Genomic DNA, 24,708 nt, shown 5'->3' on the forward strand with positions numbered 1-24,708 from the left:
TCAGCCCGCCGTTATGGCGGGCTGATTAAAAGGATCAGACGGCCCCAAGCATACCCTTTTCACGGGCAAGTTCGCGCATCTTTTTCTGCAGCTTCTCAAAGGCACGGACCTCGATCTGCCGAATGCGCTCGCGGCTAACGTTGTATTGGGTACTGAGCTCTTCCAATGTGACCGGCTGATCCATCAGACGGCGCTGAGTGAGGATGTCCTTTTCCCGATCATTCAGGACATCCAACGCAGCGGCCAGAAGCTCGCGCCGGGCGTCAAGCTCGTCGCGGGCTTCGTAATCACCGGCCTGATCGGCATCTTCGTCCTCAAGCCAGTCCTGCCATTGCATGGTGCCCTCGCCCTCGGAACCGACGGTCGCGTTCAGCGAGGCATCACCACCGGACATACGGCGGTTCATGCTGATGACTTCATCCTCGGTCACGCCTAGATCTTCGGCGATCTTTTTGACGTTCTCAGGACGAAGGTCGCCTTCTTCAAGCGCGCCAATACGGGCTTTGGCCTTGCGCAGGTTAAAGAACAGCTTCTTCTGCGCAGATGTGGTACCTAGTTTGACCATCGACCACGATCTCAGGACATACTCCTGAATCGAGGCACGAATCCACCACATCGCATAGGTCGCCAGCCGGAAACCTTTTTCAGGGTCGAACTTCTTAACGGCTTGCATCAGGCCCACATTAGCCTCGGAAATCACCTCGGCCTGTGGCAGGCCATAGCCGCGATATCCCATAGCAATCTTGGCCGCCAGACGCAGGTGCGACGTGACCATTTTATGTGCAGCTTCAGTATCTTGCTCTTCCACCCAACGCTTTGCGAGCATGTACTCTTCTTCCGGCTCAAGCAGCGGGAATTTGCGAATTTCCTGCATATAGCGGTTCAGGCCGCCCTCGGGCGTCGGCGCGGGGAGATTTGCGTAATTTGCCATGATTCATGTCCCTCCGACAAATGTTTACATCGTTAACATGGGATATGGGAGCAAGTCCCGATCCATTCAAGAGGTACCGTTAACAGTTTGAAATTAACGATTGATAAAGGAAAGCTAAGAACGCGTTACTCACGTATGTTTGCGTATTATGTCAGCGGCGCGCGCAATTGTTCAATCAGAATTTCCATATCATTTGGCAATTCAGCCTCAAACCGAAGGTTTTCACCCGTCACGGGGTGCTCAAAGCCCAGAACTGCAGCATGTAGTGCCTGTCGTGGAAAGTTGCGGACAGCCTCGGAAGTTGTCGCACTAAAAGCCTTTGCCGCAAGTTTGCGTTTACCGCCATACACCGGATCACCAACCAGACCATGCCCGGCATGTGCCATATGCACACGGATCTGGTGCGTCCGGCCGGTTTCCAACCAACATTCAATCAGCGCGATGCCTGCCGGGTTGCCAAATGTCTCGACCAACCGCGCACGAGTGACCGCATGCCGACCACCGTGGAAAAGAACTGCTTGTTTCTGCCGGTCGGTTTTGTGTCGCGCCAACTGCGTCGTCAGGCGCATGATATTGCCTGGTTCAAAGCTGACCCCCTTGATACCGCGCAGTCGCGGATCATTCGCGTCTGGTACGCCATAACAAATCGCGCGGTAATAGCGTTCGACGCTGTGCGCCTCGAACTGCGCTGCCAAGCCGTGATGGGCCGCGTCAGATTTGGCGACAACCAGCAAACCGCTGGTTTCTTTATCAATGCGGTGCACGATGCCGGGGCGTTTGACGCCTCCCACACCGGATAGGTCCGATCCACAGTGATGCAGCAGCGCATTGACCAGCGTTCCGTTGGGCGAGCCCGGCGCGGGGTGCACGACCATACCCGCCGGTTTGTTGATGACAATCAGATCCGCATCCTCATAGACAACTTCCAGAGGGATGTCCTCGGGGCCTATATGGCTCTCCTCAGCCTCAGCGACGGTGATGGACACGGACGCCCCTTCCGTCACTTTGGCCTTGGGGTCCCGAATTTCGACATCGTCGATTGTCACCTCGCCATTCTCGATCAGCCGTGTCAGGCGCGTACGCGACAGGTTTTCATCCGCTGGTACATCCCGCGAAAGCGCCTTATCAAGGCGGGGCGGCGGATCGGCCGCGATTTGAAATTCAATCTGGCGGGTGCCCATGACTGTCCCTTCCGAACCCCAAGAACCGCAGGAAACACCGCAGCTTCGATTGCTGCGGCGTATGGTCATGCTGCTGACCGCGGTGATGATTGGCGGGGTTCTATTGACATTCGCACTGATTGTCATCCGGCTATCGGACAGAACCCCCACCCTGCCCGATCAAATCGAACTTCCGAACGGGGCTAAAGCACAGGCTGTAACGATCGGCAGCAACTGGTACGCGGTCGTGACCGATGACAACCGAATCCTGATTTTTGACAAGACGACAGGAAAACAGCGTCAGGAAATCGCCGTTCAGGAATAACGATCAGTTGTCCAAAGCCAACCGAAACACAATCTCAGAGGCTTTTCGCAAAGCCTCATATTCTTCAGCCGTGTCCCGACGGAACATTTTGTCCTCATCGCTTAGCTTTTTCGGGGCGAACAATTCAGGCCGTTCCGGAAAAAATTCGTGCTGAAAGGCTGTATCCTGCTGGGCCAGGAATTCGTCCAGCCAAGCGCGCTCATCGGGTTCCAGCACATCATTTCGACGCACCATGACGGGATCATCGACAAAAGTTCGACGCAACTGGCGGCTTTTCTTGCGTCCTAGAGCGCGAGATACGATGCCAAAAGCTTCGCTGGCCGCGCGGGAATGCGAAGGGTTGGACACGCCCCCGCCGGCAAGTTCCTCGGCCAATGGCGTACCGATCCGCGACAGGAAATCATCGACAACGTTGCCCCGCACCATGCCAGAGCGTTCGTACAAAAGTGGAGCAATAGTGACACCGGGAAAAGCTGTATGAATTTCAGCCAGCTTGGCTGAAAAACTCAACCGCTCTGGGTGGTTGCGAATAAGATCAAGTTGCTGACGGATATATTCGGACCCACCATGGGTCAGCCGCCCCGCTTTGGCCCGCTGCTTGTAATCCGCCTCGAAGAAATCCGAATAACGGCGGCAGTAGTAGGTGATTGTCAGATCACGTGAAGGAATATCGGCGAAAACCTCGGCCAACCGGTTCAGATTGCAGCCATAGAACATCTCAGACGAGACAACACAGGTCTTATCCGCATGGGTGTCATATTCGGTGGTCATCGCGGACCGAAACGGATCCATCGGATCAGCGCTTTGGTTGATGTGAAAGGCGACAATGTTGTGACTTATAGCGAGCCGACTACTACCTTCCAGCCTGCGCCGGCCTGTTTCCATATAGTGCAGGCCGATTTCGTCCATCACTGCATGGTTTCGGCGCAAAAACCCCTGCAAGGCAGTTGTGCCCGTTTTGGGCATCCCCATATGCAGCCAAAGCATTTCTCAGCTCCTGTCCCCGAACTGTTTCGTATTACGCCTGCTGATTGGCCGTAAATTCAGCGGTCATCTGCTGCATTAGGTCCTGCATCTCGGGCACTTCACGCAATTGCGCGATCTGTTGGCGGTGAAGATCGCAAGACGCATGATGAAGGCGCGCGACCTCGGGGTCAGAGAGCATTTCATAGTAAAATCCACGTTTACGATCCAAAACCACGTCGATCGAGGTATTCGTCTCGGCGTTCTGGTTCATCATATTCCAGTATTCCAAACCCAAGCTTTCCCCCAAATGGTGAGCCCGACCGCGCATCTTTTTGACCAGATAGCTTTCGCAGGACTTCAGCGCGTAATGATTGACCTGCACGAACTCATACCCGACCGAGTCACGGGCCGATCGCCAGCTTTTTTCGTAGTATCGTTCAGGCATCAGTTGGCCTGATCCGTTGTACCAATGACATTCTTCAATGGTCTCGACGGTCGGTTTTTTGGGACGATGAACGCCCAATCCATCCCAAATCTCCCGCTGAAACATGGTCTTGAAGCCCCATGCCTGCGGCGGCCGGTAAGTCTTTTCACGGGCAGCCTGTCGGAACTGATCCGACAAGAACCGGTCTTCATACCGTACAACGCCTGCATTGCCGAACAACCGCCAAGTCATTGAGATCGTCTTGGCGTCAGGAATGGCATCGGTCAAAGCCCGCAGCGTATGATCACCGGTCTTGACGTTGATGTGTTCGTCGGCGTCTATCACCACGACCCAATCCTGCGGGCGCGCAACCTCCATCTTCAGAAAAGTTCTGTAGGCGCGTTTCTGCGGGCTGGTTTTACGGCGTGAGTTGTTGTCGACATGGATCAGGACACCCATGTCATGCAGCCGTTGCAACAAGGCATCTGTGCCGTCGCTGCAGTCGTTGGTCATCACCACCATCTGGTCGATACCAATCGCACGGTTATGGGCCACCCATTCCAGCACAAACGGGCCTTCATTCTTCATCGGAGTGATACTGATGTATCGAGGATCCTGATCGGCCATGACTGACTGCCCTGTTCGTTGTTTTTGCCCGGAACGCGTCGGGATCATTGGGAGTTTGCCCGCAAATTACGTTGATTTCGTGGAACTACCAAGGGGAAATCCGCGTGATTCAGCCGCCTGCCCGTTTAAGTTGGTTTGAAAACCGCTTGAACTTGGGACATAAATCATGAGCTTTTTGAAGAAACCCACGAGCGGCTTCCTTTTCCCCGCGTTGCAAAAGTAAACGGCCTGCCTCGCCCTGAATGGCGGCAGTATCGTCGTCAATCTCTGCCGCCTGAATGATTTGGCTTTGCCCCTGCTCAACGGCACCACTCTTTTCCAGCATCTGCCCCGTAGCAAAGACCAGAAAGGCGTTTCCAGGATCGCAAGCAAGTGCGTCGGCCATTGTAATCCGAGCAGCTGTCGTGTCACCTTCAGCCTGGTACAAGTCGGACAACCGTTTATGGTAAAGCGGGTTGTCGGGCACCTCTGACAACACCTTGCGTGTTATATCAATGGCCGCTGCGTTCGAAATCTCGCCCAAATGCGCCTCCAGCTTGGCGCTGAAACTCCTAACGCGCGGATCGGTATCCGGCATGTCTGTCATCCGAGTAAGGCCGTCATGCAGCTGCTTCAGGCGCGGTTGGTTGTCAAACAGTCTGCGAGCTTTTTGGTCAAGCGACAGCTCCGACCAATCCAACAGAAGAAAATCGAAATTGCAGGGCAACCGTACCAATACCTTGCGCTGCGCGACATGAGAGTTGAAATTGAACCAAGGTCTGCGGATCACTTTTTGCAATGACCAGTCAGTCGGAGGAAACAGTCGCAATGCAATCTGATCCCGATACACGGCGCGGGACCCAAAAACCAAAACATCCGGTCTTATTGGTTTGGCCCAGAACGCTCGGCTGAATGCCTGCGCCGCCTGCCAGCGCTTTCGTTTCTCGCCAAGAGCTGCAGCTTTCAGAGCGCTGCAAACAGCATAGTCTTCCGGCCAGATATTGGGATTTTGCAATGCCGAGTCGACCATATCCGAAGCATCATCCCACTTACCTGCATAAAACAAGTTAAGTGCCTGAAGAAGAGGAAGAAAAGCGTTGTCTGCGCCGTTGTCCAACAGTTCGGCGGCAATGTTCAATGCCTCGTCTATTCTGTCATCCGAATCCAGGCGGTTCATATGAAACAACGCTTTGGAATAAATATGTGCCGCTTCGGAGGCATTTAAAAAGCCACTGCCCCCCTTTTTCAGCCGCGCTATAGAGGCTTCATTCGCGTAAGAGATCTCATCATCTGTCAACACATCCCGAAAGACTTTACGCTGCTGCCCTGAAATCCGCGCGGCTGCCATGGAAAAAGCAGAGATAACGGGAGCAACCACCTGCTCTGCCCGCGACATTGCATAAAGTTCAAGAAAATCCCGCTTTGCACGCGTCATCCCCGAGACATCGGCAATGTCACCCATCTGCAGCAGTTTCGGGAACCGTCTCTTAAACCGTGTGATCAACTCGGGCTGGTCCGAGAACATGATGGACGTTTTGTCGGCGTTCTTCTCCAGATGCGCTTCGTACAATTCTTCGGGTTCAATCTTTGCAGGCCATGTCGTGTGCTTCCACGGCAACCCGTTCAGGATATCGCCGCGGCGGATGTGATAGGCCGATACACCCTGCCCTGACAGCTTGGCATCCGCACAATCCATGATTTCGCGTATTTCTTCGGTGAACCCGACCCGATGAATAAAGTCGCGATACCGGGGCCGGATGGCCTCGATATCTTCCCAAGGGAAAGCCAAAACTTCGAAGCCTTCCTCGACAATCACAGATCGTCCCGCATTCAGATGTTCGATCAGGCGGTCAGGCGATGAGTCATTTTGGAAGGACCAGATCGGCAAGGAATTCGTTGAAAGAGCGTCGAACTCTTTAGGACTAAGGAAATGGTCATCCATCCAGTCCTGCGCGAACAATTCTTGCGGCTGGTCAAGCTCAGGCGCGTCTGCTCCTTGCGGGAACCAGTTAACCCGGTAGGTCGTATCAAAATCTTCGGCGAGCCGGATACAGGTCAGCATCATCAGCAACCGCGCGCCCATACGATCTTTACGCTGACCGACAAACACGCCTTTGGCACTGCTCACGAGGCGTCCCTTTCTTTCTCGGCCATTGCCTGTCGGCGCAGTCGGCGGAACCTTTGTCGGGCACGTCGCACCAAGTCGGGATGTCGCTCGCTCCCAATGGCCTCAATCCCCCGAATATACATAGGCAGGCGACGTCGGGCGCGCATCATCTTGTAATACCCAACCGTATCCAGTGAGCCGTCCATCGCCCCCAGCATCACGGGCTTAAGGATATCCAGCTTGCGCAGCATGGGCGCCGCGAAATGGTTTGAAAACCAGGTCTTGAGCAACATCACGTTGTCGCCCTGCAAACGCTGAACCTGCCGCCGGTCCAGATCGAAGAACGGATCATAAAAGACATACGCTTTGCCAGCGGCATGAACTGTCTGGGCCGCGTCGCTCATCGGCAGATCCCAATCCTGAACGCGGCCGAAGCGGTACCTGGTCTCCCAGGGGACCAGCCGTTCATCCAACGTGGTCTGAGGGTTGAAAGCGATCACATTGGCTCCGGGCACAAGCGATGAAAATGTCAAAGCGCCAAAGCCGCCCATCGACGCGCCCGCAAAAACCACCTGATCGAACCGATCAAAGAAACCCTCGGCGACCTTGCCTTCGAAATATGAAATAATCTCGGGGTCGCGATACCACGCTTTGGTGCGGGCAAAGACGCCCATATGGGACCAGCCCTCGTCGCGAAAGAACTTCCAGCCCCACGGCTCGCGCGCGAAAGAAAGGTCATTGGCATTGGCGATATTGTCAAAGCTGACCACCAGCCGCGTGGCATAGCGCTGATGGAACAGGATCGAGTGGCGTTCCAGCTTTTGAAAGAAACCGGTGCCATCGCCACCCGGATACAACTCGACAAACCACGGCGGCGCGGGGTCTGTCAAAATACGCTCATACCCCGTCTTGCGATCAGGGTGTTCCGGTTTCAGCTGCTCTTTGGAAAGGTCTTCAGCCATGTTGATCAGATAAGGTTATCGGCAAGCCAGACGCGAAAATCCACCCATTCCGGTCGCATCTTGATTTCAGACACTTTGGCCCGATGCCAGTCGCAGGCCTGTACGTGCAATTCTTCAAGCTCTTCATCCGCTTTCAACTCGGCCAACAAGGGCGCGGCCCGGTGTGCGGCGGGCAGAATGGTTTGGTCAGACTCTTTATTTACGTTCATGTCCTTCCAATAAGCTTGCCCCTGATCCACCTTGATGTGGTTTGTGCGGCCCCGGTCACGCTTGACCAAGAATCCATCCATGGACCGGACCGAATAATGATGAATGCGCCCCAAGGAGTGGTCGAATCCGCGCCACGCCCGCCAACCAACCTTGTCGGCCGGGAACAGTTTGCCACCGGCATCTGACCAGGCGATATTGGGTGCTTGTTCCTCTTCAAATCCCTTCGGGCGATGCGGACCAAACCGGGTGAACTTGCCATTATTACGGAACAACGTTTTCAGGCCAAAGGCGCGGCCTGAGTGATAGGGAAACTCCTGATCGCTCATCGAGAACACCTCGGTCACCGGTCTGTCTTCGAAACTGATGTTTCCGGAACTTCCAAACAGTTTCCACGCAAGGGATATCGCATCAACCGGTTGCCCTGCCCTTTGCTCAACCTCTGAAATCAGGTCATGGAATCCGTTGTCGCCACAACGGATATTCCAAAATTCATCTACATCCAGACACAACAGCCAATCGGCCTCTTTGACCTTAGGCTGGCGGCGCGCGCGGCGCAGCATCTGGTGCTGTGGGTTGCCCCCCTCTTTCACTTCGTTGCTGACATGAGTGGCCAGGCCAAGTTCTTGCAATCTGGCAGCAATCTTGTCCGTTCCGTCGTCACAGTCGTTCGTGAAAATCACAAAGTGGTCGATCCCAATCGATTTGTGAAACGCGACCCATTCCAACATATACGGGCCTTCGTTCTTCATCGTCGTGAATACGGTGATCGACTGAGACATACTACTCTTCCCAAATATTCTTGCCCCACTCATACACATCCCGATCCGCGCGTGCGAGACAGGAAATAGTGATGCGGCCATTCCAACGCCGACTGGTGCAACTCTACACGGCAAATGCGCTGACTGATCGATAGTTTTGGTTGAATAATGGTGCGGTCGAGAAGACTCGAACTTCCACGGGAGTTACCCCACAGCGACCTCAACGCTGCGCGTCTACCAATTCCGCCACGACCGCACTGCCAATGACTTGGTAGGGGGCCGTATAGACGGTGGCGAACAGGATGTGAAGAGGCAAAAAACGCGCCGGTTTGAATTCCGCTTTGCCGCCCATATCTGTATCACAGACAGAGTTTTATGTACCTTTGCTCGGAGCCCGCCCATGACCGCGCCAGATCCCCGTCCGATTGTCCAAATCGATATCGTCTCAGACGTTGTATGCCCTTGGTGCATCGTGGGCTTCCGACAGTTGGACATAGCTTTGAAAGAACAAAACGTGCTGGCCAACCTCAGGTGGCATCCCTTTGAGTTGAACCCTGATATGCCCTCTGAGGGTCAAAACCTGCGCGAACATATCATGGAGAAATACGGATCCACGGCCGAGCAGAGCCAACAGGCTCGTAACCGACTGACCCGGACCGGCGCCGAGCTTGGCTTTACGTTCAACTTCGATGACAACAGTCGAATGGTGAATACTTTTGCGGCACATCAACTGCTGGACTGGGCCGAAACGCAAGGCCGCCAGCATCCGTTGAAGATGGCTCTTTTCGCGGCTTACTTTACCAATCAGCAGGATGTGTCTCAGGCCGAGGTTCTGCTTGATGCTGCCCAAGCAGCGGGGTTGGACCGGGACGCCGCCCGTGCGGCTCTGGATTCGGGCGATCACGTCGCGCCAGTTCGCGAAAAACAGCAGTTCTGGACCAGCCGCGGCATTTCGGGCGTCCCGTCGATGGTGTTTGCGGGCAAGTATCTGGTGACCGGTGCACAGGGGGTCGAAACCTATTCGAACCTATTGCAACGGTGCCTGACCGAAGCTGCGTGACCTCTTTTCTTCGCCCTGCACCGGCGGTAAGGAGCCCCCATGGAATGGAAGATCACTGACGGGCTGACCGATTACAACGACGCCGTCGCCTTCATGGAGGCGCGCGTGGCCGCAATTGCGGCCGGTGAAGCGGATGAGTGTGTCTGGCTATTGGAGCATCCACCCCTTTACACCGCCGGCACCTCGGCACGGATTGAAGATCTGACTGATCCAGATCGCTTTCCGGTCTATGAGGCCAAACGAGGTGGTGAATACACCTATCACGGCCCCGGTCAGCGCGTGGCCTATGTGATGTTGGACCTGAACAAACGTGGCAAGGATGTGCGCCGGTTCGTCAAACAACTGGAAGAATGGGTGATCGCAGCGCTTGCCGAGTTCAACGTAACTGGCGAGATCCGCGACGGGCGCGTTGGCGTTTGGGTGCGGCGCAGTGACAAACCGCTGACGACATCCGGCCAACCCGCCGAGGACAAAGTTGCAGCGATCGGATTGCGCCTGCGTAAGTGGGTTAGCTTCCATGGCATCTCGATCAATGTCGAACCTGACCTCGAACATTTTTCGGGCATCGTACCCTGCGGCATCACCGAACATGGTGTCACATCGCTTGTCGATCTGGGGTTGCCTGTCACACTAGTGGACGTGGACGCGGCTTTGCGGAAAACCTTCTCAGAGGTTTTTGCCCCCGATAGAGCCTGAGTCGGCATACGCGAATCGTTCAGAGTTAGTGCCTTGTTAACAATCCCACAAATCTTACCCCCTCTGTTTCCGTACCGAGCCAAAATTTCCCAATGGCTACAGTTCAAATAGGGCAAATTAACGAAAAACTCACTCAAATGGATACATCACGCGTGATTGCGGGTAGTATGATCTTACCGTTCTTAGAGTGAGTGGTGTGTTAACCGGTGATCTTGGGTCATCCTGAGAAGTCGGAAAATTTTTTGTTAACGAGTCTGCCGTTCCGACCCCAAATCGGAGCGGCAATTCGCATTCTGATCTATAGCTTCTCTTCTAAATGCCCAAAGCGAGATGGACCGGAACATGCACGGTGCGCCTGCTCGATCTCTAATGTGGCATGGCCGATGCCGAACTGATCGCGGAGCGATTGTTTGACGCGGGACCGCACCCCTTCAGCGTCGGCCCAGACGGTTGCATCCACGACCAGGTGGGCGGTCAGCGCAGGTTGTCGTTCTTGCATGCTCCACAGGTGAATATGGTGTACCCCTGACACTCCTGGTGCGTTCTCGATCGCCGCGGCAACCTCTTCCGGGTCCAGGTCGGGGGGTGCAGCCATCATCAGAACGCGGATCGTTTCGCCAATTTCGCTTTTGACATGCCACAGGATGTAAACCGAGATCAGGATCGTCACGGCGGGGTCGACCCATGTCCAATTGAACAGGATCACGGCCGTACCGGCGACGATAACGGCCACCGATCCCAGAGCATCCGCGACGTTGTGCAGAAAAGCCGCCCGAATGTTCATGCTGTCCTTGGCCATCGTGTAGGTAAGCGCCGCGGTGACAAGGTCCACGATCAACGCCAGAGCAGCGATCCAGACCACCATCCAGCCATTTACCGGCTCGGGTTCAAAAAACCGCATCACACCTTCGTAGAACAGGTACACCGATAGAACGATCAAAGTGGTGTAATTGACCAACGCGGCGACGACCTCGGCCCGACCATAGCCAAAACTCATGCGCGGATCGGCCGGGCGGCGCGCGATTTTGCGCGCAAAAAAGGCGATGACCAGTGCGATGGCGTCTGAGAAATTATGCAGGGCATCGGCAATCAGCGCTAGTGATCCAGAAAAAATGCCGCCGATAACTTGCACCAGTGTCAGGAACATGTTGACGGCAATGGCCCATATTACACGCACATCCCCGGCCTTGGGGTCAATGTGATGGTGTGCGTGGCTGTGCCCTTTGTGAGAATGATCGTGTGCCATCTTGTTTCTGTGTTCCTATTTACGACTGCACACCGCATGTAATTCCTCTAGTAACTAGAGGTTCAAGAGCCTTGAGGAAAAATATGTACTCGATTGGAGATCTGTCGCGCCGAACTCGGGTCAAGATTCCGACAATTCGGTTTTACGAAGAAAAAGGGCTGTTGCCGCGCCCGGACCGAACAGCAGGCAATCAACGCCGATATGATGACACATCGTTACATCGGCTGCTTTTCATACGCCATTGCCGCGATCTGGGATTGCCGCTGGCCGATGTCGAGGGTCTGCTGTCCTTGGAGGGTGCATCGGGCGGCGATCTTAACCGAGCGCATGAAATCGCCGAAAAGCAACTGGCCGACCTCCGGGATCGCATTGCCCGTCTGCGAAGCCTCGAGGAGGAACTGACCCGAATTTCCAAATCTTGCGACGGGAAGCACGACCATGTCTGCGCCGTGCTTCATGCATTTGGCGACCATAGCGAGTGCTTGGGGTCGCACTCGAAGTAATTGCCAGTCGATCAGTTCAGCGCAGTTTTTATCTTTTCGGCATGCTGGGCAATCAGCTCGAAATCACCCATCGTGCCGGGTGCGCGCACCGCGACGCCATCATGGCGCGGCAGGACATGGAAATGCAGATGGAAGACCTCCTGCCCTCCCGCGGTTTCATTGAACTGCTGAATCGTGACCCCATCCGCATCGAACGCAGCGACAACCGCCTTAGCCAGTTTCTGAACCGTTGCCGTAACCGCTGCCAGTTGTTCCGGCGAAGCATCCAGGATGTTGCGGCACGGAGTTTTGGGGATCACCAGAAGATGCCCATCCGCACGCGGCATAACATCCATGAAGGCCAGCGTGTCGTCATCTTCGTAGACGCGGGTCGAAGGGATTTCTCCGCGCAATATCTTGGCAAAGATGTTTTCGGGATCATAGGAAGTCATTTCAATTCTCCGATTGCGGTATTGCCGACAGTTCTGCGGCGCGCCCGGGCCCGGGTCAAGCGGGGAACGCAATTCGCCGCCGTCCCCTTGAAATTGCGGCGCAGATACCCAGATCAGAGCGGAATTTGGTGAAAATTTCTCGGGTCGCCCTCCTGCCCGCGACAATTAATCTTGATCCAGATCAAACTCGACCATTGAAGGTCGCCCCCCCGCAATCTAAAACCAGCAGGAATCCCGCGCGTTGGAGAGGTCCGACTGCGCGGTGTAGTTGCAACAGGAGGCACCTATAATGGCAGACGCAGCCATTCATGGTCACGACCATGAAGACCAGCGCAGCTTTTTCCAGCGCTGGTTCATGTCGACCAACCACAAGGACATCGGGATTCTCTACCTGATCGTCTCGGCACTCGCCGGTCTGATCTCGGTTATGATGACCGTCTACATGCGGCTCGAGCTGATGCACCCCGGTGTTCAGTACATGTGCCTTGAAGGCTTTATGGCCGACCCATGTACCCCCAACGGACACCTGTGGAACGTTATGATCACCTACCATGGTGTTCTGATGATGTTCTTCGTGGTCATCCCTGCCCTTTTCGGCGGATTTGGCAACTATTTCATGCCGTTGCAGATCGGCGCGCCGGATATGGCGTTCCCGCGGATGAACAACCTGTCCTTCTGGCTGTACGTCGCTGGTACATCGCTGGGCGTGGCTTCGCTGCTGAGCCCCGGTGGTAACGACCAGCTTGGTTCGGGCGTTGGCTGGGTTCTCTACCCACCGCTGTCCACGACCGAAGGCGGCATGTCCATGGACCTTGCGATCTTCGCCGTGCACGTATCGGGCGCCTCCTCGATCCTCGGCGCGATCAACATGATCACCACCTTCCTGAACATGCGTGCCCCGGGCATGACCCTGTTCAAGGTGCCGCTGTTCAGCTGGTCGATCTTCGTCACCTCGTGGCTGATTCTGCTGTCACTGCCGGTTCTGGCAGGCGCGATCACCATGTTGCTGATGGACCGCAACTTTGGTTTCACCTTCTTTGATCCAGCCGGTGGCGGCGATCCGATCCTGTATCAGCACATCCTGTGGTTCTTCGGCCACCCGGAAGTGTACATCGTGATCCTGCCCGGCTTCGGTATCATCAGCCACGTGATTGCGACCTTCGCACGCAAGCCAATCTTCGGCTACCTGCCGATGGTTTGGGCGATCATCGCAATTGGTGTTCTGGGCTTCGTCGTTTGGGCGCACCACATGTACACCGTTGGCATGTCGCTGCGTCAGCAGGCCTACTTCATGCTGGCCACGATGGTCATCGCGGTTCCGACAGGCGTTAAGGTCTTCTCATGGATTGCGACAATGTGGGGCGGTTCAATCGAGTTCAAGACGCCGATGCTGTTCGCGTTTGGCTTCCTGTTCCTGTTCACCGTTGGTGGTGTGACTGGCGTTGTCCTGTCGCAGGCTGGTGTGGACCGTGCTTACCACGACACCTACTACGTGGTTGCGCACTTCCACTACGTGATGAGCTTGGGTGCGGTCTTTGCGATCTTCGCGGGCGTGTACTTCTACTTCTCGAAAATGACAGGTCGTCAGTACTCGGAATTCTGGGGCAAGGTTCACTTCTGGCTGTTCTTCATCGGCGCCAACCTGACCTTCTTCCCGCAGCACTTCCTGGGCCGTCAGGGCATGCCGCGCCGTTACATCGACTACCCCGAGGCATTCGCTCAGTGGAACTTTGTATCGTCGATTGGTGCGTTCATCTCGTTCGCTTCGTTCCTGCTGTTCTTCGGCATCGTGATCTACGCACTGCTACGCGGCGCGAAAGAAACACGTCCGAACCCGTGGAACGAATACGCGGACACGCTGGAATGGACCCTGCCTACCCCGCCGCCCGAACACACGTTCGAGCAGCTGCCAAAGCAGGAAGACTGGGACAAGGGCCACGCCCACTAATCCCTGCAGAACACGATCTGGAAAGCCCCGCAAACGCGGGGCTTTTCATTTTTCAGACCTCCGGATTAAAACAGCGCTAGCATAGACTTGCCCGAGAATAAGCCGTTAGACTGTCTTGCAATCACAAATTGCGTAGGACCTGATCGGTCATGATCCTTCACGATGGAATTACTGTACGACAGATGGTCAAAGGCTCCTTTGGCTTTATCTGCATCGTGCTGACATGGACATTGCTGGTTGTACTGGCAGACGAACTCACCACAATCGAGTTGATCTCGAACCCTAGTCCGCCCGTCACCATGCTAGGACTGGCTGTGGCATTCTTTCTTGGCTTCAAGAATACCTCGGCCTTTGGGCGATGGTCCGAGGCGCGCAGCATCTGGGGCGAGATCGTCAACGCCAGCCGGGACTGGGGCAACACCATCAGCAATCTGGTACTGCCCGACGGCACGCCAATTGACCCCGCGCTGCGCAACGAACTGATCGAACGTCACATCGCTTGGCTCAATATGCTGGCATTTCAGCTGCGCCAACCTTCTCCGACAGGACGCAGTCGACGCCCCTGGATGTTTGGGCACAAACCTATTTCCGACTACGCCGAACTGCATCAAAACCCCGACTGCTGGCGGGAACACCAGTTGCAATGCGACTTGCCAAGGCTTGAGGGCAAGAGCAATCGGGCGGCCTATCTGATGTTTCTTCAGGGCGAAAAGATAGCAGAGTTGGCGCGCAACCATAGCATTGATCCGTTTTGGCACGTCGCCCTGATGGACCGCCTCGCCCGGTTTACGACTACACAGGGACAGTGCGAGCGCATCAAGAACACGCCGTTTCCCAGACAGGTTGCCGAAGTCGGACGGGTTTTCAGTTGGATCTTCATCTTCATGCTCCCATTGGCATTCAACGACGAGCGATCGGTTGTCGCCGGAACAGATTTCTCTGTGTGGCAGCTTGTGATCTTTGACTGGCTGACATTTGCGCCCGTAGGGGCACTGGTCTGCTGGATCTTCTTTGTCACCGAACGCGTCAGCGCGTCGATGGAGGATCCGTTTGAAGGGGATGTCACCGACGTCCCGATCTCGGCCCTGTGTCGGACCATCGAGATCGACTTACGTCAGATGACCGAATTCGGCGTTGCGCCACAACCTGTGAAACCTATCGAAAAAGCCCTGATATAGGGCAACCAGTTTTGGCGGGTTCTCAACGCCATTTCCGGACGCGTTCGATAATCTGTCCGAATTAGGGTATCATACGTCCTGAAACTCTGAGATCGGAGTGAACAGATGCCTGAAATTGATTTTTGGTATTCCATCGGAAGCACATACAGCTTCCTGACGATTATGCGTTTGGATGACTGGTGCGATGAGCATGACGCCACCGTGAATTGGCGGCCTTTCAATGTCCGGACAGTGATGTCCGAGCAAAAGAACATTCCTTTTTCCGGCAAACCCATCAAATCCGCATACATGTGGCGGGATATCGAACGGCGAGCGGCCAAGTACCACCTACACGCCACGCTTCCTGCGCCCTATCCGATCTCGGATCTCGCGCTAGCCAACCAGGTGGCAGTGCTGGGCATGTCAGACGGTTGGGGCAAAACCTTCACCCAAAACCTGTATCGCATCTGGTTCGAAGAAGGAATCGAAGCAGGCAGCGAAACAGCGCTGTCAGAAGCCTTGCATCGGTGCCAGCAAGACCCGCGACTGACCATTGCGCGCGCCCGTAGCCCGGACACGATCTCGGCGCTTGAGACCGAAACCGAGCAGGCCACTAAGCTGGGTGTTTTCGGCGCTCCCAGCATGGTCGTGCGCGGCGAGGTTTTCTGGGGCGACGATAGGCTGGACGACGCGCTGTCCTGGGCCAGAGTCGGTCACGTCATCTGATCTTTCCTGTTAGACACAAGCAAGTGTTGCGCTATTTTCGCGTCATGCCCTACCGATGGAATCAAACGTCAAATTCCGAACAAGAGTTGCGCCTGTGGCCGCATAACTCTCTGCCGCCACGCTGGGCGATGCGCGTTGTGTTCGCAGTCTTCTTGTTTGGTTTGATCCCTCTCATGGCAGTGCTGGGCTCGGTTTTGTTGTGGGGCTTGCTACCGTTCATGTTGCTCACGGTTCTAGGCCTGTGGCTGGCAATCCATTCAAATTACCGGGCCCGCAGCATCTTCGAGGTGTTTACTTTGACCGGCACGCAGGCGCGCCTGGTGCAGCATCACCCGCAGCGAGGGCAGCAGGAATGGTCCTGTAACCGCTATTGGGCGCGCCCCGAAATGCACGAGCGCGGCGGCCCGGTCCCAAACTATGTCACGCTGACCGGAGATGGTCGCGAGGTTGAAATTGGTGCGTTTCTGTCTGAGGAAGAACGGATTACGCTCTATGATGAGCTCACAAAAAAACTGCGCGAACCCGTCGCGCAGCCTTAGCTTTTGGCAAAAGAAAAGGACTTAGCAGCCGCCGCTTGCACCGGCGCAAAGCTGGTCTTTGACCATCGGGCCGACCTTACCGAAATCCATTTGACCGGTGTAACGGGTTTTCAACTCGCCCATCACTTTGCCCATATCGCGGATCGAACCGGCGCCTGTGGCCGTGATTGCGGTTTGAATCGCTTTGCTGACTTCGTCATCGTCCAACTGCTTGGGCAGGAATTCCTCGATCACGTCGACCTCGCGCAGTTCCCGCTCGGCCAGGTCCAGCCGGCCGCCTTCTTCGTAGGCACGGGCGCTTTCCTTGCGTTGCTTGGTCATTTTGCCAAGAATCTCAAGTACCTCTGCGTCACCGCAGCCTTTGGCTTCTTCGTTGTCAGACGCACGCGACGCGATGTCACGGTCCTTGATCGCAGCGTTAATCAGGCGCAGCGTCGACAAGCGCTCGGCGTCCTTGTCTTTCATCGCTTGCTTAAGGGCTGTGTTCACCCTTGATCGCATATCCATATGTTCTGTCCATCCCCATGGCAAAGGAACCCCGACCATATCGAAACAAAAAGCGCGACACAACAGGGGGCGAACATAGCTAACTCATTGATTTAAAACAATAGCCCAAAAATTGAACAGACTTGACCCGAGCGTACAACCCCCTTAGTTATGCGCCGGTTTACCTTGTAGGAGAGTCGCGCAATGGCCCAGAACGCCCCGTCCAAGCCCACCGCATGTCTGGCATTGGCCGACGGTACTTTGTTCTACGGTATGGGCTTCGGCGCCACCGGTCAGACCGTCGCCGAGTTGTGCTTTAACACGGCCATGACCGGTTATCAGGAAATCATGACCGATCCTTCATATGCGGGACAGATTGTGACCTTCACTTTCCCACATATCGGCAACGTTGGCGTGAACCCCGAGGATGACGAGACCAGCGATCCCGTTGCTGCCGGAATGGTCGTCAAATGGGACCCCACCGAACCGTCTAACTGGCGCTCAGCCGAGGAACTGAAGGACTGGCTGGCTCGGCGCGGACGTATTGCCATCGGTGGCGTGGATACGCGCCGCCTGACCCGCGCCATTCGTCAGCAAGGTGCACCTCATGTGGCGCTGGCGCATGACCCGGATGGCAATTTCGACATCGAGGCTCTGGTTGCAGCCGCACGCGGTTTTGCCGGCCTGGAAGGCATGGACCTGGCCAAAGATGTGACCTGCGCTCAAAGCTATCGCTGGAACGAGATGCGGTGGGCCTGGCCGGATGGCTACAAACCGCAGGAGGCTCCGGCGCACAAGGTTGTCGCCGTCGATTTTGGCGCAAAGCGCAATATCCTGCGCTGCCTCGCCTCGGCTGGTTGCGATGTCACGGTTCTGCCTGCGACGGCGACTGCCGCCGAGGTGTTGGCCCATAATCCTGATGGCGTGTTTCTGTCGAACGGCCCCGGCGACCCCGCAGCCACCGGTGAATACGCCGTACCGATGATTAAAGAGGTTCTGGACACAACCGACCTGCCCGTCTTTGGCATTTGCCTCGGGCACCAGATGCTGGCGCTGGCTCTGGGCGGTCAGACCGTGAAAATGAATCACGGCCACCACGGCGCAAACCACCCGGTCAAGGATCTGGATACCGGCAAGGTCGAGATCACCTCGATGAACCACGGTTTTGCGGTGGACGCGCAAACTCTGCCGGATGGCGTTGTCGAAACGCATCGCTCGCTGTTTGACGGCTCGAACTGCGGCATTCGGATGTCGGGTCGTCCGGTCTATTCGGTGCAGTACCACCCCGAAGCCTCGCCTGGCCCTCAGGACAGCTTTTATCTGTTCGAACGCTTTGCCGAGGCAATGGCGGGTAAGAAAGCACAGGCTTAACTGCCTGATCGTTTAGTGTTAACGCGCTGTTAACCATGAATGAGCAACCCTGACGCCGGGATCACCGCGTCAGGGTTTTTTAATGGTCGAACTAAACCTGCAGCATTTCGCGCGCGCCGCGCCGATTTCCGTTCGGGAGCGGAAGCCCCTCGGAACCTGTTTGATAGAACGCGGGTGTATTACCCCTGCGCAGTTGGAAAAAGCGCTGCATCTGCAATCTAGGCAACAGGCCCCCTTAGGCGAGATCCTTGTTGGAGAGGGATGGATCAGCCGTCAGAACATCATGGACGCCTTGTCCGAGCAGACCAACCTGCAAGTTGTCGATCTGGAAGACACACCACCCACTCGGACTTTATGTAACATCAAACCGGTCGAGTTTTGGCTAAAGCATAACGTTATCCCGTGGCGACGTATCGGCCCCATCCTGCTTATCGCGACCGCGAATCCGGACCGTTTTGCCGCTGTTCGCGCCGCCCTGTCCCACACTGAACACACGGTCTCACCAGTACTTGCGTCAACCAGTCAAATTGATCACGCAATCGCCGACGCATTTTCGGAAACTTTGGCCCAAGGCGCAGAAGCTCGGGTCGACGAAGATCAGAGCTGTCGGTCCTGGACACCAACAGCGCGCGTGGGTCCTATAGTTGCGATTGCAGGACTTCTTTGCTTTTTTGCGGCGTTTCCTCTGATCGGGTTGTCTGTTCTGCTGACCACTGCCGTGGCTTCGCTGCTTCTGTTCATGGCTTTGAGGATAGCGGGCTTAGTCTCGTACCTCATGAGAACTCGTCAACGGTGCCAGAGTCCCGAGCCTGTTCCACTGCGGCTACCTCGCGTTTCAGTGATGGTACCCCTGTACAAAGAAAGAGAAATAGCTGGCGCTTTGATCAAGCGGCTTCAACGCCTGACGTACCCAAAGGCGTTATTGGATGTCATACTGGTTTTGGAAGCCTCGGATGAGGTCACGCGGGCGACAGTAAGTCGGGTGGAGTTGCCCAGTTGGATCAGAACTGTGGAAGTTCCCGAACTGAACGGCCTGACGACCAAGCCTCGCGCTATGAACTACGCATTGGATTTTTGCCGAGGCGACATTCTGGGGGTTTGGGATGCCGAAGACGCACCGCAACCGGATCAGATCGAACGGGTGGTCCGACATTTCTCGCGGGCCAGCGAGGACGTCGTGTGCCTGCAAGGCGTTCTGGATTATTACAACCCGCGCACCAATTGGCGGTCACGCTGCTTTACAATCGAGTACAGCAGTTGGTTTCGGATCATTTTGCAGGGCATTTCGAACCTGGGTCTGGTCGTGCCGTTGGGTGGCACAACTTTCTTTTTCCGCAGAGACAAACTGCTGGAGCTTGGCGGCTGGGATGCCCACAACGTGACCGAAGACGCAGATTTGGGCGTACGTCTCAGCCGTGCGGGATACCGGACCGAGATGGTCGATACCACCACCTATGAAGAGGCGAACTTTCGCGCCTGGCCCTGGGTCAAACAACGCTCACGCTGGCTGAAGGGGTTCATGGTGACCTATCTCGTGCACATGCGCGCACCGCTGCGTCTGCTGAACGACATTGGGCTCAAGCGATTTCTTGGCGTTCAGGCGTTCTTTTTGGGCACGATTGGTCAGTTTCTATTGGCACCGGTCCTATGGCTGTTTTGGTTGGCGTCATTGGGCCTGCCCGGCCCTTTTGATCCACTTTTGTCAGACTGGTTCTTCTACGCACTTATCGGCGTATTTCTGACCGCCGAGATGACCAACCTGATTGTCGGAATGCTGGCCGTTGCTGCGCCAGAAAGGCGGTTCCTGATGCCATGGGTTCCAACGATGCCCCTGTATTTTCCGCTGGGCGTGCTGGCCGCTTACAAAGCCCTGTGGGAGCTGGCCAGCAACCCGTTCTTCTGGGACAAAACCCAGCATGGGCACGCCCGAGAAGAAGTTCAGCCGCACTAAGCGTCACTTCTCGCGCAGCACTGCATCCTGTTTCAGGCGCGTCATGAAGGCCACCGAAATATGTTCTTTCAGCGCGTGTTCTGCCGCCTCTTCATCCCGTGCGGCGATCGCCTCGACTATGCCCTTGTGTTCGCTCTGAGCAATCTCGCCACGGCCCTGAACTGCCAAGGATGTCGTTGCCATCAGCGCCATTGTGCGATGAACAAGGTCCAGCTGTTGCACCAGATATCTATTGTGTGACGCCAAATGGATTTGTTCATGAAACCGCCTGTTGGCCCTCGAAAGCGCTGTTGGATCATCCACCAATGCATCATCGGCAGCGACCATGTCCTGCAGCACTTTGATCTCTTCTTCGGTGGCGTGTTTCGCGGCCAGCTTTGCTGCCAACCCTTCCAGCTCACGCCGGACGACGTAAAGCTCGGCCATTTGGTTGTGGTCAAGCGAAGCCACAATCAGGGATCGCCCGTCACGCTCCAGCAAGGACTGAGTTTCAAGCCGCTGCAACGCTTCGCGGATCGGCGTGCGGGACACGCCAAATCGCTCTGCCAGCTCACTTTCGACCAATCGGTCACCAGGCTTGTAAACGCCTACGTCTATTGCTTCGAGAATTAGACTGTATGCGTCTTTATTGGGCTGTCTGGATTGGGGCATCGGGTGGTTTGTCTCCTCGTTCGGACATGTCTATCCGCCCCAACCCCTCGCAATCAAGTGTAGCATTGAAAACCGTGGCACGTCGGCCTAAACCCAAACCATGGTCAAACCTTCCTTTACGCACGTCACCCAATGGGTCTTCGACCTCGACAACACGCTGTACCCGCCTCATATGCAACTGTTCAATCAGATCGAGGTTCTGATGACGGACTATGTGGTAAAGGCCATCGGCGTCGAGCGGGCAGAAGCGGATCGTCTGCGCTCGCACTATTGGCGGGAATACGGCACTACGCTGGCAGGGTTGATGGCCGAGCACGATCTGGACCCTGATCCTTATCTGCATGCTGTGCATCAGGTGGACATGAGCCATATGGACCCTGACGCCGAACTGGCCGATCACATCCGATCGCTACCCGGACGTCGCATCGTCTACACAAACGGCAGCGCGCCCTACGCAGAACGGGTGTTGGAAGCACGCGGCCTCAGCGGGTTGTTCGATGCGATCTATGGCGTTGAACATGCGGGCTATCGGCCAAAACCCGAGCTGGCCGCTTTCGAGACTATCTTTGCACAAGATGGAATCGACGCGGCCAAAGCGGCAATGTTCGAAGATGATCCGCGCAATCTGGCGGCCCCTCATGCAATGGGCATGCGCACTGTCCACGTCGCACCTGAGCCGCATGAGGCGGATCATATCCACCACCATACCGACGATTTGACCGCGTTTCTGGCCCGCCTGCGATAGGCTGTCACACTGCGACGATCTGCACATTCTGCAGGTGCAGCATCGTCCCTATATGCGCCTCAGCGACGAACAGAATCGGAGACCCCATGAGCGCGATCGAGATGCCCGGACGCCTGCCCATCTGGCAGCGCCTGTTGTTTGCAGTTCCCCTGTTTGGATGGATGGCCCGCGATGTCGCGGATGCCAAGGGCGAAGATTGGGGCTATACTGCGGCCGCGATATTCAGCATGTGGGGCTGTTCCGCCCTGTTGTTCGGTTTGCCGGGCCTATACATCCCAGCCGTAATGATGGTGCCGGTAATGTTCCTGATCCTCATTCTGATCTCACGCGGCTGAAACGCGAGACAGGATGTCACTTGGCACCCGATGCAGAACCGCACTAGGTTCTGGGCAACACTCGGAGGCCAAGGTCATGAAAGACAGCTGTGACATCCTGATTTCCGGCGGAGGAATCGCCGGACTGACCGCTGCGGCGGCCTTTGGAACCGCAGGTTTCGACGTTGTTTGCGTCGACCCGGCCCCTCCTATCACCGAGCGTGACGTGGACGGTTCTGATTTGCGGACCACCGCGTTTCTCCAACCTGCACACGGGCTGCTGGAACAATGCGGCTTGTGGCAACGGCTGGACGCACACGCAGCCCCTTTGCAGATTATGCGCATTGTGGACGCCGGCGGTGACGTGCCCGAACCCCGCGTGGTGCGCGATTTCAACGCCGCCGATATTTCAGACCAGCCGTTCGGTTGGAACCTGCCCAACTGGCTGTTGCGGCGTGAGATGGTGGCGCGTCTGGCGGAACTGCCCAACGTCGATTTCCGCCCCGGTACAGGCACCGCCAGCCTGTTCACTCGCACAGCCGAAGCGCGCGTGGGGCTGAGTGACGGCAGTCGCATTCGCAGTAAACTGGTGGTTGCTGCAGACGGGCGCAGCTCCCCAATGCGAGAGGCCGCTGGTATCAACGTCCATACGACCCGATATGGCCAAAAGGCACTGGCCTTTGCGGTCACACACCCGATTCCACACGACAACGTTTCAACTGAAATTCACCGCTCTGGCGGGCCATTCACCCTGGTTCCCCTCCCCGACTGGCAAGGGCAGCCGTCTTCGGCGATCGTGTGGATGGAGCGCGGCCCCCGCGCAGTTGAGTTGCTGAACACCGAGCCCGAGTCGTTTGAGGATCAGATGACCGAGCGTTCCTGTGGGTTGTTCGGACCGTTGAAACTGGCTTCTCGCCGAACCATCTGGCCCATCATCAGCCAGTCGGCTGAACGTCTTTCAGGCGAACGTGTCGCGCTAATGGCCGAAGCCGCCCATGTGGTGCCCCCTATTGGCGCGCAGGGTCTGAACATGTCGCTGGGCGATCTGCGCAGCCTGCTAGATCTTGCACAAGCTCGCCCCGACGGCTTGGGCGATGCGCAGATGCTCGACGCCTATCATAAGGCCCGCCATACCGAAATCGAGATGCGCGTCAAAGGCATCGACCTGCTGAACCGCGCCTCGATGATCGAAGCGCGGCCGTTAAGGGACGTGCGGGCCATGGGTCTGAACGCTCTCTATTCCCTACCGCCCATTCGCAAGACGTTGATGCAAATGGGCCTCGGCGTACGCTAAGGCCCCGGAGCTCAAAGAACCTGATCCAACACACGTTTGAGACGTCCGATGGTGCCGTCGACATCGTACAATTTGTCCAGGCCGAACAGGCCAACACGGAAAGTGCTGAACCCTTCGGGTTCATCACATTGCAATGGCACACCTGCTGCGATCTGCATGCCCAAAGCGGCAAACTTCTTACCGTTCTGAACGTCCGGGTCCGCCGTATAGCTGACCACAACCCCCGGCGCACCAAATCCGTCTGCGGCAACCGAGACGATGCCTTTATCCCGCAGCATGGCCCGCACACCATCCCCCAATGCCCATTGTGCATCGCGCAGTTTTTCAAACCCATAGTCACGGGTCTCGACCATCGTATCCCGGAACGCCTTTAACGCATCCGTTGGCATGGTTGCGTGATACGCATGTCCGCCATTTTCATAAGCCTGCATAATCTGCCGCCACTTCTTCAGATCAACGGCAAAGCTGTCAGAAGTCGTCTCTTCCAACCGCGCCTCGCCACGCTCGGACAGCATGACAAGGCCTGCACAGGGCGATGCGCTCCACCCTTTCTGGGGGGCCGAGATAAGAACGTCCACTCCGGTCGCCTTCATGTCGACCCAGGCACAACCCGATGCGATGCAGTCCAGCACCATCAAAGCCCCAACCTCATGCGCCGCAGAAGCCATGGTTGTTACGTAATCGTCGGGCAGAATAACCCCTGCCGAGGTTTCCACATGCGGAGCGAATACGACATCCGGGCGTTGTTCACGAATTGCTGAAACAACCTCATCAATCGGTGCCGGGGCAAAGGGCGAAGGGCTGGAATTGCCGGTCTGCCGCGCCTTGAGAACCGTGGTTGATGCCGTCAGGCTAGCGGATTCGATAATCTGACTCCAGCGATAGGAAAACCACCCATTCCGAACGACCAGAACATTCGCGTTGCGCGCAAATTGCCGGGCGACGGCCTCCATCCCATAGGTGCCTCCACCGGGGATTATTGCCACGCCATCTGCGTTATATACATCCTTCAGCAACCCAGAGATGTCGCGCATAACCTGTTGAAACTGAACCGACATGTGGTTCAATGATCTATCGGTAAAAACGACCGAGAACTCTTCGAGCCCAGAGGGATCAACGGTATCCAATAGCGCTGGCATGG

At 56.2% G+C, this 24,708-nt stretch carries 25 protein-coding genes and 1 tRNA gene; 13 read left to right on the forward strand and 13 right to left on the reverse strand.

Translation table 11 applies throughout. The features are described from left to right. Positions 1–34: 34 nt before the first annotated feature. Both rpoH and ACR0AK_RS08960 read right to left on the reverse strand, forming a co-directional pair. Positions 35–931, reverse strand: coding sequence for an RNA polymerase sigma factor RpoH (gene rpoH, locus ACR0AK_RS08955; RefSeq protein ID WP_480793055.1), 897 nt, complete (start codon positions 929–931; stop codon positions 35–37). A 146-nt stretch (positions 932–1,077) separates the two neighbouring features. Continuing rightward, a complete protein-coding gene (locus tag ACR0AK_RS08960) occupies positions 1,078–2,112 on the reverse strand; it encodes an RluA family pseudouridine synthase (protein ID WP_480793056.1) in 1,035 nt (344 codons plus the stop codon). Between ACR0AK_RS08960 and ACR0AK_RS08965 the strand changes: the two genes are divergently transcribed. After that, positions 2,111–2,416: a DUF6476 family protein gene (locus ACR0AK_RS08965; RefSeq protein ID WP_170557898.1), complete on the forward strand. Its 306-nt coding sequence runs from the start codon at positions 2,111–2,113 to the stop codon at positions 2,414–2,416. The two genes, ACR0AK_RS08960 and ACR0AK_RS08965, sit on opposite strands and share 2 nt — an antisense overlap. Positions 2,417–2,419: 3 nt before the next feature. Here the strand turns inward: ACR0AK_RS08965 and ACR0AK_RS08970 are convergent, their stop codons facing one another. From ACR0AK_RS08970 to ACR0AK_RS08995, 6 genes are all read right to left on the reverse strand, one after another. Next, complete coding sequence (locus ACR0AK_RS08970; protein ID WP_480793057.1) at positions 2,420–3,403, reverse strand: hypothetical protein; 984 nt, start codon at positions 3,401–3,403, stop codon at positions 2,420–2,422. Positions 3,404–3,434: 31 nt separating this feature from the next. Next, positions 3,435–4,433, reverse strand: coding sequence for a glycosyltransferase family 2 protein (locus ACR0AK_RS08975; protein ID WP_480793058.1), 999 nt, complete (start codon positions 4,431–4,433; stop codon positions 3,435–3,437). Between the two features lie 109 nt (positions 4,434–4,542). Next, complete coding sequence (locus ACR0AK_RS08980; RefSeq protein ID WP_480793059.1) at positions 4,543–6,540, reverse strand: tetratricopeptide repeat protein; 1,998 nt, start codon at positions 6,538–6,540, stop codon at positions 4,543–4,545. Further along, positions 6,537–7,481 (reverse strand): hypothetical protein, encoded by a 945-nt coding sequence (locus ACR0AK_RS08985; protein WP_480793060.1) that lies wholly within the window; start codon positions 7,479–7,481, stop codon positions 6,537–6,539. The genes ACR0AK_RS08980 and ACR0AK_RS08985 overlap by 4 nt, the downstream gene beginning before the upstream one ends. Before the next feature lie 5 nt (positions 7,482–7,486). Continuing rightward, on the reverse strand, positions 7,487–8,470 hold the full coding sequence (locus ACR0AK_RS08990; RefSeq protein ID WP_480793061.1) for a glycosyltransferase family 2 protein: 984 nt from the start codon (positions 8,468–8,470) through the stop codon (positions 7,487–7,489). Between the two features lie 148 nt (positions 8,471–8,618). Further along, positions 8,619–8,705, reverse strand: a tRNA-Leu gene (locus ACR0AK_RS08995). 144 nt (positions 8,706–8,849) lie between these two features. On the opposite strand from ACR0AK_RS08995, the gene ACR0AK_RS09000 reads away from it, so the two are divergent. Both ACR0AK_RS09000 and lipB read left to right on the forward strand, forming a co-directional pair. After that, positions 8,850–9,509 (forward strand): DsbA family oxidoreductase, encoded by a 660-nt coding sequence (locus tag ACR0AK_RS09000; RefSeq protein ID WP_480793062.1) that lies wholly within the window; start codon positions 8,850–8,852, stop codon positions 9,507–9,509. Between the two features lie 39 nt (positions 9,510–9,548). Next, positions 9,549–10,205 carry a lipoyl(octanoyl) transferase LipB gene (lipB, locus tag ACR0AK_RS09005; RefSeq protein WP_480793063.1) on the forward strand — a complete coding sequence of 219 codons (657 nt, stop codon included), beginning with the start codon at positions 9,549–9,551 and terminating at the stop codon, positions 10,203–10,205. Between the two features lie 298 nt (positions 10,206–10,503). On the opposite strand, the gene ACR0AK_RS09010 is transcribed toward lipB, so the two are convergent. Beyond that, positions 10,504–11,451: a cation diffusion facilitator family transporter gene (locus ACR0AK_RS09010; protein WP_480793064.1), complete on the reverse strand. Its 948-nt coding sequence runs from the start codon at positions 11,449–11,451 to the stop codon at positions 10,504–10,506. Positions 11,452–11,534: 83 nt separating this feature from the next. Here ACR0AK_RS09010 and ACR0AK_RS09015 point away from each other — a divergent pair, with 83 nt between their 5' ends. Next, a complete protein-coding gene (locus tag ACR0AK_RS09015) occupies positions 11,535–11,954 on the forward strand; it encodes a MerR family transcriptional regulator (RefSeq protein WP_480793065.1) in 420 nt (139 codons plus the stop codon). Positions 11,955–11,965: 11 nt separating this feature from the next. Here ACR0AK_RS09015 and ACR0AK_RS09020 read toward each other — a convergent pair whose 3' ends face one another. Further along, positions 11,966–12,385: an HIT family protein gene (locus ACR0AK_RS09020; RefSeq protein WP_480793066.1), complete on the reverse strand. Its 420-nt coding sequence runs from the start codon at positions 12,383–12,385 to the stop codon at positions 11,966–11,968. A 289-nt stretch (positions 12,386–12,674) separates the two neighbouring features. On the opposite strand from ACR0AK_RS09020, the gene ctaD reads away from it, so the two are divergent. The 4 genes from ctaD to ACR0AK_RS09040 all read left to right on the forward strand — a co-directional run bounded on the left by ctaD (position 12,675) and on the right by ACR0AK_RS09040 (position 16,755). Beyond that, positions 12,675–14,333 carry a cytochrome c oxidase subunit I gene (gene ctaD / locus ACR0AK_RS09025; protein ID WP_170557919.1) on the forward strand — a complete coding sequence of 553 codons (1,659 nt, stop codon included), beginning with the start codon at positions 12,675–12,677 and terminating at the stop codon, positions 14,331–14,333. A gap of 149 nt (positions 14,334–14,482) precedes the next feature. Beyond that, positions 14,483–15,511, forward strand: a complete 1,029-nt coding sequence (locus tag ACR0AK_RS09030) for a bestrophin family protein (protein WP_480793067.1) — start codon at positions 14,483–14,485, stop codon at positions 15,509–15,511. 105 nt (positions 15,512–15,616) lie between these two features. Continuing rightward, positions 15,617–16,216: a DsbA family protein gene (locus ACR0AK_RS09035; protein ID WP_480793068.1), complete on the forward strand. Its 600-nt coding sequence runs from the start codon at positions 15,617–15,619 to the stop codon at positions 16,214–16,216. A 44-nt stretch (positions 16,217–16,260) separates the two neighbouring features. Continuing rightward, entirely contained in the window at positions 16,261–16,755 is a 495-nt protein-coding gene (locus ACR0AK_RS09040; protein WP_480793069.1) for a DUF2244 domain-containing protein, read from the forward strand. 21 nt (positions 16,756–16,776) lie between these two features. Here ACR0AK_RS09040 and ACR0AK_RS09045 read toward each other — a convergent pair whose 3' ends face one another. Then, positions 16,777–17,262 (reverse strand): GatB/YqeY domain-containing protein, encoded by a 486-nt coding sequence (locus ACR0AK_RS09045; RefSeq protein WP_170557927.1) that lies wholly within the window; start codon positions 17,260–17,262, stop codon positions 16,777–16,779. Between the two features lie 183 nt (positions 17,263–17,445). Between ACR0AK_RS09045 and carA the strand changes: the two genes are divergently transcribed. Next, the gene (gene carA, locus ACR0AK_RS09050; RefSeq protein ID WP_480793070.1) at positions 17,446–18,612 is read left to right on the forward strand and encodes a glutamine-hydrolyzing carbamoyl-phosphate synthase small subunit; all 1,167 of its coding nucleotides are present in this window, start codon (positions 17,446–17,448) and stop codon (positions 18,610–18,612) included. A gap of 82 nt (positions 18,613–18,694) precedes the next feature. Beyond that, positions 18,695–20,563 carry a glycosyltransferase gene (locus ACR0AK_RS09055; protein ID WP_480793071.1) on the forward strand — a complete coding sequence of 623 codons (1,869 nt, stop codon included), beginning with the start codon at positions 18,695–18,697 and terminating at the stop codon, positions 20,561–20,563. A 3-nt stretch (positions 20,564–20,566) separates the two neighbouring features. Here the strand turns inward: ACR0AK_RS09055 and ACR0AK_RS09060 are convergent, their stop codons facing one another. Then, complete coding sequence (locus ACR0AK_RS09060; protein ID WP_170557933.1) at positions 20,567–21,214, reverse strand: GntR family transcriptional regulator; 648 nt, start codon at positions 21,212–21,214, stop codon at positions 20,567–20,569. Between the two features lie 100 nt (positions 21,215–21,314). Between ACR0AK_RS09060 and ACR0AK_RS09065 the strand changes: the two genes are divergently transcribed. The 3 genes from ACR0AK_RS09065 (at position 21,315) to ACR0AK_RS09075 (ending at position 23,567) form a co-directional block, all read left to right on the forward strand. After that, complete coding sequence (locus ACR0AK_RS09065) at positions 21,315–21,959, forward strand: pyrimidine 5'-nucleotidase (protein ID WP_480793072.1); 645 nt, start codon at positions 21,315–21,317, stop codon at positions 21,957–21,959. Between the two features lie 86 nt (positions 21,960–22,045). Beyond that, positions 22,046–22,294 (forward strand): hypothetical protein, encoded by a 249-nt coding sequence (locus ACR0AK_RS09070; protein ID WP_480793073.1) that lies wholly within the window; start codon positions 22,046–22,048, stop codon positions 22,292–22,294. Between the two features lie 76 nt (positions 22,295–22,370). After that, positions 22,371–23,567 (forward strand): UbiH/UbiF family hydroxylase, encoded by a 1,197-nt coding sequence (locus ACR0AK_RS09075; RefSeq protein ID WP_480793074.1) that lies wholly within the window; start codon positions 22,371–22,373, stop codon positions 23,565–23,567. An 11-nt stretch (positions 23,568–23,578) separates the two neighbouring features. Here the strand turns inward: ACR0AK_RS09075 and ACR0AK_RS09080 are convergent, their stop codons facing one another. After that, positions 23,579–24,706 (reverse strand): aminotransferase class V-fold PLP-dependent enzyme, encoded by a 1,128-nt coding sequence (locus ACR0AK_RS09080; protein ID WP_480793075.1) that lies wholly within the window; start codon positions 24,704–24,706, stop codon positions 23,579–23,581. Between the last annotated feature and the right edge of the window lie 2 nt (positions 24,707–24,708).

The sequence above is a fragment of the Ruegeria sp. BI12 genome, assembly GCF_056537985.1.